Source organism: Capilliphycus salinus ALCB114379, assembly GCF_047276495.1.
Lineage (GTDB): Bacteria > Cyanobacteriota > Cyanobacteriia > Cyanobacteriales > Microcoleaceae > Capilliphycus > Capilliphycus salinus.
This window is the reverse complement of record NZ_CP178543.1, coordinates 5747422-5766471: the sequence shown is the minus strand read 5'-3', so window position 1 is coordinate 5766471 and position 19050 is coordinate 5747422. Positions and strand designations below refer to the sequence as shown.

Sequence of the window (19050 nt, the reverse complement as noted above, 5' to 3'; positions counted from 1 at the left end):
CGCAACTCGGGTTGATATCCGATTCTATTTTAACACTTTATCCCGGCAGGTTCAAGCGATTTTCTAAAATAAATTTCCAGGCGGAACATTGGCTCAATTCTTCGATATTTAATTGTTTTCCTTGTTGTTGAGATAGCCGAGAAAAATCATCAATCCAATCTAAGATGATTTCGGTTGAAAAAGAAAACGGAGAACTCTCTAAGGCTTGCTGAAGGTAGAATTTCATTTGGTCTTCATTTCCTTGATGATAGCTATTCCAAGCGTTCCAAACTTTACAGGCGTAGTTGAGGCGTTGGTTGAGGTTTTGAATCCCTTTTTTCACGTTGGGTAACTCGGCAAAATCATTCGCGGTATCATCGGATAAAACCCGCCGAATCACTTCTAGAGTTTGTTTAATCATCCGTTCTTCTTTAAAAAGATGTTCCGCTCTTTGTTTGGCGGATTCACCTTTTTGTTTTCTAATTTTGGGATTAATTGCCCATTCTTTTAAAGTGTCAACTAATACCGTTACTGTGGCTTCTGGGTTAACATTTGGGTCCGGTAAAAGTTGACCGGTATCTCCCAAACCTTCGGGAATTCCTCCCGCAGCAGAGGCGATAATTGCCACACCTTTTGCCATCGCTTCCATGATAGCAAAAGACGGCGCCGCTTCGGCTAAAGAGGTTAAAATAAAAATATCACAAGCTTCTAACCAGTCGGGAATATCCCAGCGTTGTCCTAAGAATTTTACATGGTCGCTAACTCCGAGTTGTTGAACTTTTTCTTTTAATTCGGGTTCGATATTTTTATCGCTTCCTTGACCGGTTCCCGCCCAAACAAAGTATAATTTATCCCAGATAGAAGTGTGTTTTAATTGGGCGATGGCTTCGAGTTGGTAACGGTGTCCTTTAATGGGTGCAAGTCTGGCGGAAGTAAAGCACATAATTCCATCTTCGGGAATGCCGATTTCTTGACGCAAACGTTGGCGAGTTGAGGGGTTAGGCGGTGAAAAATATTTCTCGGAACGTCCGTAATAAATTACGTTTCCTTTGGTTTTGGGAAGTTTAAATTGTTCGTGGAGAATGTTTAAATGTTCTTTGGCGGCGACATTAACCGCTTTGGCTAAACCGTATTGATATAATGCTCCTTCTGCGTAGGGAATGTTATCGCCCATTGTAAAATCTTTGTGTTCGGGAGTTGCTAAACCCAAAGCTATCATGTAGGGAATATTGCGTTGAATAGCGACTTGTTTTGCAGCAAAATGGGAGAAAGGCCAACCATCACTAAATATAATCAAATCTGGCTGTAATTTCGCATAAATTTCTTCCGCATCTTGGGTATTTCTCAAAATTCTAGATAAGTCTTTACTGGTACTATAGTCCAGCCAATATTGTTGTATTCCGAGTTGTTTTTCTTGTTCAACTAATGGACTGGAATGTTGGGGACGAATGGCGGTTACTTGATGTCCCATTTTCGCCAACTGACAGAGAATTAAATGATCGTATTGAGCCAAACCCCCAATTCCCGGATCATCTGTATTCATTAAAACAATACGTTTTTTAGCAGATAAGTTTTGAGTTTTATCAAAATAATTTTTATTCATTAAGTGAGTAACGGCTTGTTGCCATTCTGGAGATTGCATTAATTTTTGAGCATCAAATTGTTCGCCATATTCGCCAGAAATATTCTTAAAAGCATCTATCCAGTGGGTGAGAATATTGGCTTTAAAATCCGAAGTAGAATTTAAGGATTTTTTGAAACAATAAGTCATTAATTGGGGATAACCATCCCGATACATTCGCCACGCCAACCACACCCAACGTTGATAATGTTCTTTCTGTTTTAACCGTTGAATATTTGCGGGAATATCTCGTCTTTTAAAAAACTCATTCATCAAAAGTTCGGTATTTTTTATAACCCGTTCTCCCCCCGACATTAAATTACTATCATGCTGACGATAACCCGCATGAATTTGTTTCAGCCAAACCGCTTTACACCCCATTAAAGCCAAGCGAAGAACAAAATCTAAATCTTCTGTTGGCGGATAACGATGATCGAATCCTCCGACTTTTTCCCACCAAATTTTTCTGATCATCAAAGCACTAGGACGGACACATTTATGCAAAACCCAAGTTTCTAAGTTGAGTTCCGGTGCATCTTTCCAAGGGGTAATATCCGCCAAGTTTTCACCTTTTTGGTTGACCATCATCCAACCACTTTGAACTAAATCAATAGTTGTATCTTCCTCAAAAATTTTAACCTGTTCAGCCAGTTTATTTGGCGTAAAAAAATCATCCCCATCGAGAAAAGCTAAAAATTCTCCTTTGGCAAGTTTACAGCCATGATTTCTCGCTTTTGCAGCACCTTGGTTGAATTGATAAACATATCGAATCACATCTAAATAAGGACTTAAAACCTGTTGTGTATTATCCGTAGAACCATCATCAATTACAATCACTTCATAATCGGTATAGGTTTGTTCCAATACGCTTTTAACCGCTTGTTCGATATAGCGTTCGCAGTTGTAAGCGGGAATAATTACACTCACTTTTGGCACAGAAGGAAGAAGACCATCAATTAATTGTTGCCATTGGGGTAGTTTTCTAAAAGATTCTAAATTCAGTTGATAACCGTAGGCTTTACAATGTCCGATAAACCGTTTAATCCAATCGGAAATTGTCACCGGGATTGTGTGGGAAGTATAGGCTAAAGATTTCTGGAGAAACTCAGCCATCGGTTGATAATTTTGGGTATGATAAAGATGCCAAGCCAACCAAGTTATTTCTTCATAACGAGCGGGTTTTTCCAGTTGACGAACCGCATCAGACAAATTGTTTTGACCAAAAAAGTTATTTTGTGCAGCAATAACAATCTCCGCACGTTGAACGGCTTTTTGATTGGAAACGGTTTGCTGATGTTGTCGATATCCAACGGTTATTTTCTCCAACCAAATAGCCCGACATCCCGCAGCAGCTAACCGCCAAACAAATTCAGCATCATCTACTCCATTAAACCGAGAATCAAACCCGCCTACTTTCTCCCACCAACTTCGCCTAAACATGATTGCACTCGGTAAAATTGGAGAGTGAACAATTAAAGTTTTAAAGTCTAAATGCGGTAAATGATTCCAGGGTTCAATCTCAGAAATATTGTTTCCGTCTCTATCAATTAAACGCCAACCACTATTCACAAATCCGACTTTTGGAAACCTCTTAAAACAAGCCATTTGTTCCGCAAGTTTGTTGGGAAGAAAAATGTCATCTTGATCGAGTAAAGCGATCAACTCCCCTTTTGCTTCCTGAATTCCCCGATTTCTTGCGGATGCAACCCCCTGATTGTTTTGATAAAAATAACGGATGCGATCGCTAAATTGTTGTAAAATATTAGCAGTATTATCCGTAGAACCATCATCAACAACAATGACTTCACAATCACAATCGGTTTGACTCAAAACACTCTCGACGGCTTGGCTAATGAAGCGACTGCCGTTATAAGCTGGAATAATTACACTAACTTGAGGACGAATAACCGTTGACATCTATTTGCTTTGACTAAAATTTTTGCTATCCTATATATCATGTACCACAAAGAGTTAGAAGTGTAAAACTTCCGCTCTGTTCTTGTAACTTTCCCCTATTTTTTTCTGAAGGAGTGGGTAATGTCTGGAAAACCTCCGACTGTACCGAATTTAGAAGGTGGGTCTTTTAAACATTTAAAGCGTGAAATTAAGTGGACTCCGTTAAAAATTGTCATTGTTACTATTGTTCTGGGAGTTCCCTATATTGCACTTTTAGTTCTTGCCAGTTCAATTTCAAAGCTGTTTTTAGGTTTGTTAATTGGTGTACCCCTGGTTGCATTTTCGATTTCATACTTGATGCACATTCTCACCAAAGATTTATAAAGCTGAATGTCTGAATTTATTCCCTCTGATAACAGTTCAGAAACCGCAGCCTATGAGTTTTACCAACAAGCGGAAACGTTTTTTTCTCAAGGAAACATTCGGGCTGCAATTTCTCTTTATCAACGTTCTATCGAACTGAACCCCAATTTTTCTTGGTCTTATCATCAGTTAGGTGATGCTTACTCTCAGCAAAACCAATGGGAAGAAGCGATTTCTGCTTATCATCATGCAATTCAACTCAATCCTAATTGTTCTTGGTCTTACTATAACTTGGGTAATGCCCGATTAGAGCTTGGTCAATTTCAAGAGGCAATTTCTGCTTATAATCAGGCTATTGTTCTCGATTCCAACTTTGCTTGGTCTTATTATAAATTAGGGGTTGCACTCGGTCAAGAAAATCGCTGGAGTGAGGCAATTTATGCCTATTTTAAAGCGGTTCAAAACAACCTAAATTCCCCCGAAGTTTATGCCAAGCTACAGGAAGCAACTCAATTTGAATCTAATCCTCAATCTTGGCATTTCAATCTCGCCTCAGAAGATGCCGAAACTTGTTTAAAAATTGCCCGTCATTTTGTTAATCATTCTAATCAGCTAAAAACGGCTATTACTTTCTATAATTTGGCTCTAGAAACTCAACCGAACCGCCGAGAAATCTTGGCAGAATTACAACAGATAAAACAAACACAAATTCAACAAAAGGAAAAACTAAAGTTATATTACACCGCCATTAAAAACAATCCCCAATCTTATGAAAATCACTATAATTTAGGGGTTGCTTTATCTCAAGAGCAACGGTGGGATGAGGCAATTTTAGCCTATTTCAAAGCTATCGAAATCAAGCCAGAAATCCCCACTTGGGTGTATCAGGGATTGTGGGAAATTATCGAAAAACAAGGAAAATTAGAAGCGGTTGAATTGATATATCGACAAGCGATTCAACAGAATCCCAATTCAATTTGGTGTTCCGTTAACTTGGGAGAAATCTTAACTCGAAAAGGAGAATTAAACGAAGCATTATTATGTTACCAAGCGGCCTGTTATCAAAAAATTATACAATTTCATCCCGACTGGATAGAAAATATTGAAAAACTAGAGCCGGTGAGTCAGCCGGATTTTATGATTATCGGAACTCAAAAAGGGGGGACTACCTCTTTATACTATTATCTGGCAAAACATCCCCAGATTATGCCCTCTTTAATTAAAGAAATAGATTTTTGGTCAACGAAATATAATCGGGGAATAGATTGGTATTTGGCTCATTTTCCCCCCATTTTAGCCGATAAAAATATATTAACTGGAGAAGCAACACCCAGTTATCTCGATCACCGAGAAACTGCCGAACGTCTTTTTGAGGTTTTTCCTAAAACTAAACTGATTGTTGTTTTAAGAAATCCCATTGAGCGAACGGTTTCTCACTATTATCAATGGGTGAATATGAATTGGGAATTTCGTTCTTTAGAAAAAGCGATGATTTCTGAAATTGAACGGCTTAGTGTTCCAAATGCTAGTTACTGGAATCAACCCAATAGTTATATTGCTAGAAGCATTTATGTAGAATTTTTGAAAAAATGGTTAGATGTTTTTCCCCGAGAGCAAATTTTCATTATTTCCAGCGAAAATTTTTATTCAAATCCACCTGGAACTTTAAAGCAAATCTTTGACTTTTTAGGTTTGTCCGATCATCCTTTAACCGAATATAAAAAATATAATGCTCGTTCTTATCCGGATTTAGACGAATCAATGCGAAATCTATTGGGGAATTATTTCAAAATTTACAACCAAGAGTTAGAAGATTTATTGGGGATGAAATTCAACTGGAATAAGTGAATAACTAACCAATTACTACCGATGAAACTCAACCGGATTGTCATCTGGGAGTCTGTTGAAGAGAAAAGCCTCAACGCCAAGCTCCAAAAATCGAGTATAATTGAAAGTGTATACCAATAAAATTCAAACCTGACGCTATTTGAGTTATGGATGATTCTAAGCAATCTATTACCACCGCCATGAACTTGTATCAACAGGCAATTGTTTATTTGCGTCAGCAGGAATTTCAACAGGCAATTCTTTCTTGTCAGCAAGCTTTAAAACATGAACCCAAGTTGGCGGTAGCTTACCAAACCTTAGGAATGGCTTTCCAGCTTCAAGGCGAGGAAGAAGAAGCCGAACAATATTATGTTAAAGCGGTTGAAATCCAGCCAGATTTAGCAGAAGTTTATGCAAATCTTGGTAGTATTTATACCAAACAAAAGCAGTGGGAAAAAGGAATTGAAGCTTATAAAAATCTGATTAAATTTGAACCGAAATCAGCAGTAGCTTATCGAAATATAGCTCAAATATTGACTCACCTTAACCGACAAAAAGAGGCCGCGCAATACTGGTATGAAGCGCTACAATTAGATCCGGATTGGGCAACCGCTGAGGAACATTTAACCCTGGGAAATATGCTTCTTAAAGATGAAAAACCCTTACAAGCAATTTCTTGTTATCAAAGAACGATTCAACTCAAACCTGATTCTTTTGAAGCCGCTCATAATTTAGGGGAAGCATTCAGTCAATTAGAACGCTGGCCGGAAGCAATTCAGAGTTATGAGAAAGCATTAGAATTAAACCCCAACTCAGCAATTACCTATCAAAGGTTAGCAGATGCCTTTGTTAGAATTCAATCTTGGGATGCTGCTATTAGTAACTATCAAAAATCTATAGAAATAGATCCTAATTCCTTTCAAGGACATCAAAAGCTTGCCCAACTTCTCTATCAACAACAACAATATGAACCTGCTATTCAAGCCTATTTGAAAGCGATAGAAATTCAACCTTATTATCAATGGTCTTATTTAAAACTTTGGAATATTTTAGCCGAACATAAAAAACTCAATGATGCTTTGACACTTTACCAGAATATAATTAAACATTATCCTCACGCTCCTTTAGTTGAACTCAATTTGGCTGAAATTTTAACCCGTTTGGGCAAAATAAAGCCGGCAATTGCTGCTTATCAAAGAGCAATTTATAAAAAAATTAAAGTTTCTCACCCTGAAATTGTCGAAACCTATTGGGACAGTGAAAAACCGCTCAATCCGAGTTTTATCATTATTGGAACTCAGAAGGGGGGAACAACTTCCCTGTACCGTTACTTGGAAAAACATCCTCAAATTTTACCCGCCATTAAGAAAGAAATTTATTTCTGGAATCATCACTATAAGCGAGGGCTAGATTGGTATGTCTCTCATTTTCCGAGTTTAAAAGATTCAACTCAGTTTTTAACGGGAGAAGCAACACCAAGCTATCTTGAAGATGAAGAAGTCGCCGGCAGAATTGCTGAAGCTTTCCCTAAAATGAAGTTGATTCTTGTGTTAAGAAATCCCGTAGAAAGAACGGTTTCTCAATACTATCATTGGGTACGACTCGGATTAGAAAATCGCTCTCTCTCCGATGCCATTTCAGCAGAATTGGAACTTTTAGGAAATTATCCCAATATTGATCCCAACTACTGGGAACAAACCCATAAATACATTTGGCGGGGAATTTATATAGAGTTTATCCAAAAATGGATGATGTATTTTCCGCCGGAAAACTTCTTGATTTTAAAAAGTGAAGAACTTTACGAACAACCTCAAATTATCCTGCAAGAAGTCTTTAAATTTTTGAATTTACCCGATTTTTCTTTAACTGAATTCACCGCCTACAACAAAGGTTACTATCAGCAAATGCCCCCCGAAATTCATAGGCAATTAAAGAATTTCTTTCACTCTCAAAATCAAAAACTAGAGGAATTTTTAGGACGAAAATTTAACTGGAATTAAGATAGGGTTTACATTCCGGCGGATTTTTGGTAAACTCTAGTTACTGTGAGATAATGGGGATATACTGTCTGCTTCACTTCCCCATCCCCAATTGAGTCAACAAAAGTGGGAGTTGCTGTCAGTAAAACTCCCAACTTAAAAGAATTCTCTGTTTTCAACCTGCGGATTTTGAAACAATGATATAAATAAGCAGTACCTTTTTATGAAGTTATAAAATATGAACCGGGTATCCAACTTTGATAGCGAAGCAAGTCAGCTTTGTGAACAAGCCCAATTTTATTTGGCTCAAAAACAATTAGAACAGGCTGTTACCTTATGTAATCAAGCCTTAAAAGTTCAGCCTGATTTTCCGCCCGCTTATAAAATAATGGGGGTAATTCTGCAACTAAAAGGTGAACTCGAATCCGCCCAACAATGGTATAATAAAGCCTTAGAAATTCAGCCAAACTTTCCTGAGGTGTATGGAAATTTAGGGAGTTTGTACGCCAGTCAACAGCAGTGGGAACAGGCGATAGCTTGTTATGAAACCGCTCTAAAATTACAACCAAATTTAGCCGGAATTTACCGAAACTTAGCCCGAATTTGGAAAAAAAAGAATCAACCGGAAAAAGCCGCCAACTGTCAATATCAGGCGTTTCTTTTAGAACCGGAGAAACTGCAAATTGAAGATTATTTAAACTTGGGTGAAACGTTATTACAACACAATCAAGTTGAACAAGTTATTAATTTATATTCTCAGGCTTTAAAAATTTATCCCATTAGCGCAAAAATTTATTATTTTCTGGGGAAAGTCTTCAGTCAACAGCAACAGTGGAAAGCCGCAAAATTTAACTACCAAAAAGCGATTGAACTTTATCCGAATGCCAACCATTATTATAACAGTTTGGGTGATGCGTTAACTCAACTCAAACAGTGGGATGAAGCCATTAACTGTTATTTGCAAAGTATTAAAATTAACCCCGATGTCTGTTGGTCATACTTGAAATTAGCAGATGCTTACCTAGAAAACCAACAGTGGGAAAAAGCAATCACCGCATATCGTCAGGGACTCAAACTCAATCCCTCACATTACTGGCCTTATATTAAATTAGCGGATGCTTTAATTGCACAAAATCAATTAGAAGAAGCGATATCGGTCTATCGCCAAGCTCAAGAAATCGAGCCTAATTTTTCAACATCATACTATAAATTGGCGGATTTGTTAGAAAAAAATAACCAAACAGATGAAGCAATTAAATTTTATCAAAAAGCTTTAGAAATCGATCCAAATTTGCATTTTATTTATGAAAAATTGGGCGATTTATTAGAAGAAAAAGAACGGTGGAAAGAAGCAGTCGCTTTATATCAAAAAGCAGTTCAAGTTCATGGGGGGATGTACGGACTTTATCTCAAACTTGGTTATGCTTGCAAACATCTAAAAAATTGGGATGCTGCAATTGATGCTTTTATCAAAGCTATCGAATTAAAAACCGATTCCTTTGAAGCCTACGACGAACTGGCTAACATATTTGAATACCAGGGTTATCCAGAATCGGCGGTTGTTTGTCGTCATTATAAACTCGTTCCTCCTATTGTGATTGAAACCTTTTGTCAATATTCAAAAGAGCAAGTTGTTAGCTTAGAATCGGCTTCTGATATCACTACAATTAACGTCTATCCAGAAAGCGAAATTAAATGCTTCCCCCCAATTACATTAGATAACAATCTTCATCCGGACTTTGAAGAGGATTGTTTTCAATCTTCTGCTGCTTTTGTGAGTATTCTTCCCGAAGGACAGGCGTTAGCCGACCCGATTTTAACCAGTGCGGTTTTAAACTCAAAAAATCAGTTAATTCCCGAACTTTCCAGCGGACATCCTGAATTTTTAGTTTCAGATAATCATCGTTCTTCCGTTTACGAACTCGATGAAAACATAGCTTTTTTATCTGTTCGTTGGGGAAATGGCGGATACTTTCATTGGATGTTTGATGTGGTCGCCCGTCTAGATTTAGTCTGTAAAGCTTCCGAAATTCAGAATATAAAAATTGATAAATTTGTCTTTACTCATTGTCCGAACCCATATCAGATAGACTGCTTAGAAGTAGCTGGAGTTTCTGCGGATAAAATTCTTGAAAGCCTCCACTATCCCCATATTAAAGCCAAACAAGTTATTGTTCCTAATATTACCCAATCTTTTGGAATTTCCCAATGGAAATGTCGGTATCTCAAGCAAGTTTTTTTAAATCCAAAACTCTCCCCCAATATTCCGGGATATAAAAGGATTTACATTGACCGAAATAAAGCGGGCTATCGCAAAACTATCAATAATGAAGCCGTTGTTCAACTTTTAGAAAAATATGGCTTTCAACGAGTTTATTTAGAAACCCTATCTGTTGTCGAACAAGCCCATTATCTCCACGCTGCTGAAGTTGTTGTAGCGCCTCATGGTGCGGGGTTAACAAATCTCACGTTTTGCAAGCCAAAAACGAAGGTGATTGAGATTTTTTCACCGGGATATGTAACGGCGCTTTATTGGTTTCTCAGTAATATGTGTGGCTTAGAACATTACTATTTATTTGGGGAAAGATTACCCGAGGATGATAACCCCAAAGTTAGCCCGGTTACTCGCAATATTTGCGTGAATTTATCTCAACTCGAACAACTGTTAAAAAAAGCGGGACTTTAACGGTTGAATTGGGTTTTTTGTCTTGAAAGGTGCGTCAAGCTGATTAATTTTGTAGGAGTTAGAAAGGTTTGGGAAATTTGACGCACCCTACTGAAATTGGTGCGTCAAGCTGATTAATTTTGTAGGAGTTAGAAAGGTTTGGGAAATTTGACGCACCCTACTGAAACTAGGTTGGTTTTAGAAAGGTTAGGATAATTTAACGCACAACAATCAATTTGCAGGGGTTGTAGATTCTAATTGCTGTTGTGAAATTTGTTCAACTATCCACTGAATTAATAGACGCCATTCGGGAATATTCCCCAGTTCATCAGCGTAGAATTGACTCCCTAAATTCTGCGAATATTGGGTAAAACTTTCAATCCAATTCATCACCGTTTCTATCCCCAAAAACGGACTGTAAGACCAAGATTTTTGTAAATACTGTACCATTTCTTGAGGAAAACCTGTATAATATAAGTACCAAGAACTCCAAACCAACGTACTGTAACGCACCCAATTTTCAATTAAACGAATATCAACAGGAACATCCGGCTGATTGAAAAATCGATCCAGCACCCAATTAATCGATTGGGCTTGAGAAATTCCATCGCGCATGGTATTTTGATCGTGCTGTCGATAACAAACCGTCGATTGGCGCAACCACCCGGCCTTGCACCCTTTGAGCGCCAACCGTAAAATCAAATCAACATCCTCCGCATGAGTCAACCCCGGTTCAAACCCCCCAACTTGCTCTAACCGGTCGCGGCGAAACATCAACGTTCCCATCGTTCCCAGGGGTTTCCAGCGCAACCACGTCTCCAAATTCAACTTTGGAACCGTCTCCCAGGGCCGAACATCCATCAGCGTTTCCCCCTGTTGGTTGATACGACGCCAGCCACTATGAACAATTCCCAGGTTGGGATTCGCCTCAAACACCCCCAACAGCGCCGCCAGGGTATCGGGGAGAAACAAATCATCCGCATCGAGAAACGCCACAAACTCGCCCCGGGCCAAATCAAGGCCGTGATTTCTGGCCACAGATACCCCTTGATTTTGTTGATAAACATAGCGAATTTTTGCCTCGTAAGGCTGTAGAACTTCATAAGTCTTGTCTTGAGAACCATCATCAATCACAATAATTTCATAGGAAGAATAAGTTTGATGAAGAATACTCTCGACAGCTTGCCCAACATAGCGATCGCAGTTGTAAGCTGGAATAATAACACTGATTCGGGGTAATTTAGAAGTAATAGACATCGTTTAATTCTGGTGAGAATCTATCAAAATGTTGATGGAGAGCCAGCAGAGTTTAGCTAAAGTAACCTTAGAAAAATAAATCTTTCTCATTGTCACTGATCTATGCCTAGCTCAAAATCCATATTCCGCAAGAAAAAGAAAAAAGTACCTTGGTTTGAAAAATTCATGGCGCTGCTAGCCCTGATTAATTTTATTTTAGTCTTGTTTGATATCAGTTATATCCCCCTGCGAGATTTTTATTTTCGCTACACTCCAAAAATTACCCAATTCTACGATCCGGTCAAAGGAATTGAAGCCAACCGCGAAACCGAAACCTATATAAAAACCGTTGAACAACTCCAACGACAAGCCTTAGAATTCGGCTTAAATTCACCGGAAGTTAATCAAACCCTCGAAGACTTGCGGACTCAAAGTGTTAACCTGATCAACGAAGATCCCTTCGCTATTGCCAATAAAAGCAGTATCTTAGAAAAAATCAAAAATCAAATGCGGACCAAAGTTCCCGGTTCCCAAAAATCGGCAAAAGAAGCCTTTCGGATTTTTTGGAGTCCAACCTATTTAATCCAAGAAGACTTTCAAGAACAATTAGAATGGTTTGATGAAGAAGTAATTCCCTTAATGGAAGTAAATTATTATCGCCGCATCAATGAAAATGCACAATTTATAGATGATTTTTGGAAAATCGATTTAATCTTTATCCTTGTTTTTCTGGTTGAATTTATCCTGAGAACCTATCTCATTGGTCGGCGTTTTGTTAGTTTTACCTGGTTCGATGCCATGCTGTGGCGCTGGTACGATGTCTTTCTATTTATTCCCTTTTGGCGGTGGCTGAGAATTATTCCCGTAACCATTCGTTTAGAACAGGTGGGATGGCTCGATATCGAACGGGTTCGAGTGCAAGCCATTCGCGGAGTTTTAACCAGTTTTGCTCAAGAATTGACCGAAATTGTAATCGTTCAAGCCATTAACCAATTACAAAATAATATCGAAAGCGGCGAATTTTTTAAACAGTTTTTTGAATCTCAAAAACGTCGGTATATCGATCTCAACGATATTAATGAAATGGAAGTGCTGGCGACCCGTTTGGTGCAAATTACCGTTTATAAAGCCATTCCTCAAGTGCAACCGGAAATCGAAGCCGTTCTTCGTTATAGCATTCAAAGTGCAGTGCAAGAGTCTCCGATTTCCCAACGATTTAAGCAAATTCCCGGCTTGCAAGATCTTCCGAAACAAATTAGCGATCGGCTGGTTAATGAGCTATCAAAACTCGCCGTAGAAGGGCCGCAAAATACCTATGAATCTGTTAAAAATGCGATGGAAGATCCGGTCGGGACTCGCTTATCCAATGAACTGGTGCGCCATTTTGGAGCCGCCCTCGGTCGCGAAATTCAAAAAGAACAAAGCATCACAGAAATTGAATCTTTACTTGTTGCTTTCCTCGAAGAATTTAAAATTAATTATATTCAACGAGTCGATGAAGAAAACTTTGAACAAGTTATCCGCGAAGCCAAACAACTGCGCCAACTCACCAAAGGAAAAAATCGGTAAACCTAGACCACCTGACAAAAAGACCGGATTTAAGCTAAAATTGAGGACACCAGATGAATCGCAACCGGATTTGTCTGTCTGACTTCTTGTGGAAGACACTGTGAAGTGGGTGACGCCCACTTTTTTTAGTGGCAGGGTTCAGTTCAAGCTGTAAGCTGGTAGGAGGTGCTAGCAGTTACAGTCGAAACACCAATGTATATCCTGTTTCCCTCCGTAGGGGTCAGTTTGAAGTCTTAAGTCTAATTTTCTGCTATCGAAGTATGGCTCACCCCCTTGTCCCAAAAATCATCGATCTAGCCACCCCTGTTGCTGAAGCACTGGGATTAGAAGTGGTGGGAGCAGTATTTTATACCAACCAAGCCCCCCCGGTTTTGCGCGTCGATATCCGCAACCCCAACCGAGACACGGGTTTAGACGATTGCGAACAAATGAGTCGAGCTTTGGAAGAACAATTAGATACCGTCGATTTGATTCCTGATGCTTACGTGTTGGAGATTTCTAGCCCCGGAATTTCTCAAATACTTCACAGCGATCGCGATTTTATCTCTTTTAAAGGGTTTCCCGTACTGATTAGAACTTTAGAACTCTATAAAGGTCATAAAGAGTGGAGCGGAAAGTTAGTTCGTCGCGATGAAAGCGCCGTTTATCTCAATCAAAAAGGACGACAAATGGCAATTCCTCGCACGGTTATTGCAGAAGTTCTGCTGCAAGAAGGAGAGTAAAATCGCCAACATTTCCCGCTCACAACCTGCGGGTGGGGTCGGCATCTACACCGAAACCGAGAAAAAGCGATCGAGTCTACACAGTTCGGTTCAAAATTGAGAATTGTTCTGGATGAATTCTTAATTTTTGCTGAATTTTTCTCGCTTGGATTTCTCATTATTCAAATTAGATTTACACAGGAGAAGCAGCCTATGTCAATGGTCAGTTTGCCCGGACTTAAAGACATGATCCAGGGTATATCTCAAGAGCGGAATTTACCCAAACAAGCCGTTGAAGAAGCGTTACGGGAAGCCTTGTTAAAAGGATATGAACGTTATCGTCGCACCATTGAGATTAATACTCAATTTAGCGAAGACTATTTCGATAATTTTGACGTCGAACTCGATGTTGAAGAAGAAGGATTTCGCGTCCTGGCTAAAAATTTAACCATTGTTGAAGAAGTTAGCAACCAAGATCATCAAATTTCCCTACAAGATGTGCGCGAAGTCGCACCCGAAGCCCAGTTGGGCGATACGGTGACTCTTGATGTCACCCCCGAACAAAGCGATTTTGGACGGATGGCGGCCATTCAAACCAAACAAGTCCTGGCTCAAAAGCTGCGAGACAAGCAGCGAAAAATGATTCAAGATGAGTTTAAAGACTTGGAAGGAACCGTTTTGCAAGCGCGAGTGTTGCGGTTTGAGCGGCAATCGGTGATTATGTCTGTTACCAGCGGTTTCGGCCATCAAGAAGTTGAGGCGGAATTACCCAAACGGGAACAACTCCCCAACGATAACTACAGAGCTAATGCTACCTTTAGAGTCTATCTCAAGCGGGTGTCTCAGGGATCGCAACGGGGGCCTCAACTGATTGTCTCTCGGGCTGATGCCGGTTTGGTCGTTTACCTGTTTGCCAACGAAGTCCCCGAAATCGAAGATGAAGTCGTGCGAATTGTCGCCGTCGCCCGGGAAGCCAATCCCCCCTCGTCTCACGTGGGTCCGCGAACCAAAATCGCCGTTGATACCCTCGATCGCGATGTCGATCCGGTGGGGGCTTGTATTGGGGCGAGAGGATCGCGAATTCAAGTGGTGGTCAACGAGTTGCGGGGCGAGAAAATAGACGTGATTCGCTGGTCTCCCGACCCGGCGACCTATATTGCTAATGCTCTGAGTCCGGCGCGAGTCGATGAAGTGCGTTTGGTCAATCCCGAAGAACGTCGCGCTCACATCTTGGTTCCCGAAGATCAACTCAGCTTGGCGATCGGTAAAGAAGGTCAAAACGTGCGTTTGGCCGCCCGTCTGACGGGATGGAAAATTGACATCAAAGATACTGCAAAATATGATGCCGTCGCCGAAGATCAGAAAATAGCAGAACAGTTGCAATATCAGCAAGCATACGAGGAAGAAGATTTTGAGGAGGAAGACGAAGACGCAGAAGAATTGGCCTAAGACCTCAAAGGAGTCGGACACCAAGCTAAAGTTCATCTAAAATTTGGGGAACTTCGGTGTTCCGAACCGACTGTTTGGGCCATCATCAATAGATAGATTTTCAAAGACTCTATAGAATAGAAGAAAGAGAGGGCGGTGAAGTCCTGTTGTGCGGCTGGCCCCCCTAACCGGGAGTGGAAAGACTCCGATCTTCAATTGCGATCATGAGTGCAGACCAACAGAGCCGTAAAATGCAGCCTAACTACCGTCGCTGTGTCGCCTGTCGCCAAGCCGCTCCCAAAGAGACGTTTTGGCGGGTGGTACGAGACTACTCGTCCCATCAGGTACAATTAGATCGAGGCATGGGTCGTTCCGCCTATTTGTGTCGGAATGCAGAATGTCTCAAAGCTGCTCAAAAGAAAAATCGTCTGGGGCGATCGCTTAAAGCTGCTGTACCCGAAGAAATTTATCAACTTCTCCAGCAGCGTCTCCCCGGAAAATAAAAACCGCTCTTGAGCAAAAGCTTTCTTCACGAGTTTAGCTACTGTTGTCACCGCGACAACAGGTTACAATTGTTAATTTGGGAAGAAAAATGTCAAGATAAACTAAGTCAATAACGGGTTGGTACGAAGAGGGCAAAGTGGATGAACAACGTCAAAGTCAGAATTTACGAGTTGTCAAAAGAATTAAATTTGGACAACAAAGATATCTTAGCCGTATGCGAACGGCTCAACATTGCAGTTAAAAGCCATAGTAGTACAATTACAGAATCAGATGCTCAACGGATTGAGAAATATGTGGCAACTCACCCCGTCACAACTCATACCGATACCAAGTCGGATCGGGGAGGTCACTCCTCGCAACTTTCCGATTCTCAAACCGATCACAAGAAAAAACAACAAATCCTAGAAGTTCGTAAACCCAAACTTCAGGTGAACTCAAACTCGAACCGATTTTCAACCCAAGAGAGAAATTCAGCATCCGTGCCAACAGCCACTCAACCCCAACCTTCAGTTCCATCCCCATCTTCTGAGAAACCAACACTATTAGAACGGCCTGTGCTATCGAAGCCCAATTCTACCCCTCAATCTCCATCCGAACCTGCAAGCCAACCGCAACCCGAAGCTAGCGGGGACTCGAATCATTCTCCGGTCGAACCCGAAGCAACCGGCGAACAGGAGTTAATGCCAGCGGATTCAGCCCAACCGACCCCACCCGAAAAAGCGCCCGAACTGGTCTCACCCCCCGTGCGGCCGTCTGCACCGTCGTCTCCGTCTCCCGTCGTGAAAAACAAGCCGATCTTAAAATCCAATAAGCCCACACCCAAGTCGAGCCCAAGCCAACCGACGGCCAAAACGACGACGGACAAGCCAGCCGCCCCCTCGAAGCCGACCAAAACTCAGCGTCCGGTCACTTCCGAGTCCAAGTCTTCAGACAGCAAAGAACCCAAAGAAGCAAAAGAGACTAGAAAACCCCGCAAAGAAATTACGGCCGTTAAAGCTAAACCCCCGGTTCCCGAACTTCAGCCGCCGCCGTCTCGCAAAGCCGCCGAACCCGATCCCGTTCTCAACGAGGGCGAAGAAGCTGAGGAGGAATTGATCCCGGCTACAGACGACCTCGATCTGGAGATTAAACGACCCAAGAAATCTCTGACCGCACCGAAGAAACTTCAGTCGGCTCGACCCGGTAAGCGATCGGGCTGGGAAGAAGAAGAAGAAGATACCAGCAAAGCGGCCAAAGTTAAAGCCAAGCGTCCTCGGGCTAAACCTCTGATCGACGATGAAGAGGATGAAGACTTTGACAGCGCACTCAACAGCGGTTTGGATGCGAACCCCACCCTGACTCTTTCCCTGGCTCGTCCCCCCAAACCGAAAGGCGCCACCTCATCCCCCAAATCGGCCGCCAGTGCGGGTCCGTCGAGAGCCAAAAAACCCACCCCCAACCGGGGCGGTTCATCCTCGGAAGACAGTTCGAGCAGTTCTCGTCGCCACGGGGAGCAACCCAAACCCGATCGCCCGGACAAACTGGTGATCGCGGGTTCGATGACCGTGCAAGAACTGGCCAACGCCCTGGCCGTGAGCGAAACCGAGATTATCAAGCGTCTGTTTGCCAAAGGAATAGCGGTCAACATCACCGAAACCCTAGACCTGAACATCATCGAAATGGTCTGTCAAGAGTTGGATGTTGCCCTGGAAACCCAACAGCAAAAATCGGATGCCATCAAACCCGACAACATCTTCAACGAAGAAGATCTCGAACACCTGCAACGGCGTCCGCCGGTGGTTACCATTATGGGTCACGTCGATCACGGTAAAACCACCCTCCTCGACTCCATTCGGGAAACCAAAGTCGCTCAAGGGGAAGCCGGAGGCATTACCCAGCATATCGGGGCCTATCATGTCGATGTCGAACACGAAGGCAAAATGCAGCAAGTCGTTTTCCTCGACACGCCCGGTCACGAAGCCTTCACCGCCATGCGAGCGCGGGGAGCGCGGGTTACGGATATCGCCATCCTGGTGGTCGCCGCCGATGACGGGGTTCGACCTCAGACCATTGAGGCGATCAGCCACGCCAAAGCCGCCGGTGTCCCGATTATTGTCGCCATTAACAAAATCGACAAAGAAGCGGCCCAACCCGATCGCGTTAAGCAGGAATTGATGGAACATAATCTCGTTCCCGAAGAATGGGGCGGCGATACCATCATGGTTCCCGTCAGCGCCATCAATAAACAAAACCTCGACCTGCTTCTGGAGATGATTATCCTGGTTTCTGAAGTCGAAGACCTCGAAGCCAATCCCGACCGCGCCGCCCGAGGCAGTGTCATCGAGGCTCACCTCGACAAAGCACGAGGCCCGGTGGCTACCCTGTTGGTCCAGAATGGGACTTTGCGCGTCGGCGATATCGTGGTAGCCGGCTCGGCTTTGGGTAAGGTGCGGGCGATGATCGATGACCGGGGAGAACGGGTCGATGTCGCCAGCCCCTCCTTTGCGGTGGAAATCCTCGGACTGCGAGACGTTCCCGCCGCCGGTGACGAATTTGAGGTGTTCGAGAACGAAAAAGAAGCCGCAGCCCTCGCCGACCAACGCGCCCAGGCTCAACGTCAGTCTCGCCTCCTCCAAGGACGGATCAGCCTCAGCACCCTGTCGGCTCGCGCCCAAGAAGGCGAACTCAAAGAACTCAACATTATTCTCAAAGGCGATGTTCAAGGCTCTGTTGAGGCCATTGTTAACGCCCTCAAGAAGCTTCCTCAAAAAGAAGTCCAGTTGCGTTTACTCTTGGCCGCACCCGGAGAAGTCACCGAAACCGATATCGATCTCGCCGCCGCCAGTGACGCCGTGTTAATTGGCTTTAATACCACCCTCGCCAACGGCGCCCGACAAGCCGCCGACCAACTCGGTGTTGACATTCGCGAGTACAACATCATTTACAATCTCCTCGATGATGTACAAGCGGCGATGGAAGGGATGCTTGAACCCGAATTGGTTGAAGAAGCTCTCGGTCAAGCCGAAGTTCGGGCCGTCTTCCCCGTCGGTCGCAGCAAGGTGGCTGGATGTTATATCCAGTCCGGCAAGGTGGTTCGTAACTGCAAGGTGCGAGTTCATCGCAAGGGCAATGTCATTCACGAAGGTATTCTCGACTCCCTCAAACGGATGCGCGAAGATGCCAAAGAGGTTAATGCCGGCTATGAATGTGGTATGGGTCTCGATAGCTTCAATGACTGGGAAGAAGGAGACATCATCGAAGCCTATCGCATGGCAACCAAGCGACGGACTCTATCGGTCTAAA

The 19050-nt window shown here is 42.5% G+C and carries 11 protein-coding genes; 9 read left to right on the top strand and 2 right to left on the bottom strand.

The window, feature by feature from the left end; all coding sequences use genetic code 11:
* Window positions 1-37: 37 nt before the first annotated feature.
* Entirely contained in the window at window positions 38-3517 is a 3480-nt protein-coding gene (locus ACL6C3_RS23355) for a glycosyltransferase (protein ID WP_413161550.1), read from the bottom strand.
* Between the two features lie 120 nt (window positions 3518-3637).
* Between ACL6C3_RS23355 and ACL6C3_RS23350 the strand changes: the two genes are divergently transcribed.
* From ACL6C3_RS23350 to ACL6C3_RS23335, 4 genes are all read left to right on the top strand, one after another.
* Entirely contained in the window at window positions 3638-3880 is a 243-nt protein-coding gene (locus tag ACL6C3_RS23350; RefSeq protein WP_413161549.1) for a hypothetical protein, read from the top strand.
* A 6-nt stretch (window positions 3881-3886) separates the two neighbouring features.
* Window positions 3887-5707, top strand: coding sequence for a tetratricopeptide repeat protein (locus ACL6C3_RS23345; protein ID WP_413161547.1), 1821 nt, complete (start codon window positions 3887-3889; stop codon window positions 5705-5707).
* A gap of 146 nt (window positions 5708-5853) precedes the next feature.
* The gene (locus ACL6C3_RS23340) at window positions 5854-7686 is read left to right on the top strand and encodes a tetratricopeptide repeat protein (protein WP_413161545.1); all 1833 of its coding nucleotides are present in this window, start codon (window positions 5854-5856) and stop codon (window positions 7684-7686) included.
* Window positions 7687-7903: 217 nt separating this feature from the next.
* Window positions 7904-10351, top strand: a complete 2448-nt coding sequence (locus tag ACL6C3_RS23335; protein ID WP_413161543.1) for a tetratricopeptide repeat protein — start codon at window positions 7904-7906, stop codon at window positions 10349-10351.
* Between the two features lie 210 nt (window positions 10352-10561).
* On the opposite strand, the gene ACL6C3_RS23330 is transcribed toward ACL6C3_RS23335, so the two are convergent.
* The gene (locus ACL6C3_RS23330; protein ID WP_413161541.1) at window positions 10562-11587 is read right to left on the bottom strand and encodes a glycosyltransferase family 2 protein; all 1026 of its coding nucleotides are present in this window, start codon (window positions 11585-11587) and stop codon (window positions 10562-10564) included.
* Window positions 11588-11752: 165 nt separating this feature from the next.
* Between ACL6C3_RS23330 and ACL6C3_RS23325 the strand changes: the two genes are divergently transcribed.
* From ACL6C3_RS23325 to infB, 5 genes are all read left to right on the top strand, one after another.
* The gene (locus tag ACL6C3_RS23325) at window positions 11753-13135 is read left to right on the top strand and encodes a hypothetical protein (protein ID WP_413161539.1); all 1383 of its coding nucleotides are present in this window, start codon (window positions 11753-11755) and stop codon (window positions 13133-13135) included.
* Window positions 13136-13395: 260 nt separating this feature from the next.
* A complete protein-coding gene (gene rimP, locus ACL6C3_RS23320; protein ID WP_413161538.1) occupies window positions 13396-13857 on the top strand; it encodes a ribosome maturation factor RimP in 462 nt (153 codons plus the stop codon).
* Between the two features lie 192 nt (window positions 13858-14049).
* Window positions 14050-15285, top strand: a complete 1236-nt coding sequence (nusA, locus tag ACL6C3_RS23315) for a transcription termination factor NusA (protein ID WP_413161536.1) — start codon at window positions 14050-14052, stop codon at window positions 15283-15285.
* A 230-nt stretch (window positions 15286-15515) separates the two neighbouring features.
* Window positions 15516-15767: a YlxR family protein gene (locus ACL6C3_RS23310; protein WP_413168400.1), complete on the top strand. Its 252-nt coding sequence runs from the start codon at window positions 15516-15518 to the stop codon at window positions 15765-15767.
* Window positions 15768-15908: 141 nt separating this feature from the next.
* Entirely contained in the window at window positions 15909-19049 is a 3141-nt protein-coding gene (gene infB, locus ACL6C3_RS23305) for a translation initiation factor IF-2 (RefSeq protein WP_413161534.1), read from the top strand.
* Window position 19050 lies beyond the last annotated feature (1 nt).

Coding starts and splice junctions, on each gene's coding strand:
- ACL6C3_RS23310 (WP_413168400.1), top strand. CDS start 15,516: ATGCAGCCTAACTACCGTCGCTGTGTCGCCTGTCGCCAAGCCGCTCCC.
- ACL6C3_RS23355 (WP_413161550.1), bottom strand. CDS start 3,517: ATGTCAACGGTTATTCGTCCTCAAGTTAGTGTAATTATTCCAGCTTAT.
- ACL6C3_RS23325 (WP_413161539.1), top strand. CDS start 11,753: ATGGCGCTGCTAGCCCTGATTAATTTTATTTTAGTCTTGTTTGATATC.
- ACL6C3_RS23335 (WP_413161543.1), top strand. CDS start 7,904: ATGAACCGGGTATCCAACTTTGATAGCGAAGCAAGTCAGCTTTGTGAA.
- ACL6C3_RS23345 (WP_413161547.1), top strand. CDS start 3,887: ATGTCTGAATTTATTCCCTCTGATAACAGTTCAGAAACCGCAGCCTAT.
- rimP (WP_413161538.1), top strand. CDS start 13,396: ATGGCTCACCCCCTTGTCCCAAAAATCATCGATCTAGCCACCCCTGTT.
- nusA (WP_413161536.1), top strand. CDS start 14,050: ATGTCAATGGTCAGTTTGCCCGGACTTAAAGACATGATCCAGGGTATA.
- ACL6C3_RS23350 (WP_413161549.1), top strand. CDS start 3,638: ATGTCTGGAAAACCTCCGACTGTACCGAATTTAGAAGGTGGGTCTTTT.
- ACL6C3_RS23340 (WP_413161545.1), top strand. CDS start 5,854: ATGGATGATTCTAAGCAATCTATTACCACCGCCATGAACTTGTATCAA.
- infB (WP_413161534.1), top strand. CDS start 15,909: ATGAACAACGTCAAAGTCAGAATTTACGAGTTGTCAAAAGAATTAAAT.
- ACL6C3_RS23330 (WP_413161541.1), bottom strand. CDS start 11,587: ATGTCTATTACTTCTAAATTACCCCGAATCAGTGTTATTATTCCAGCT.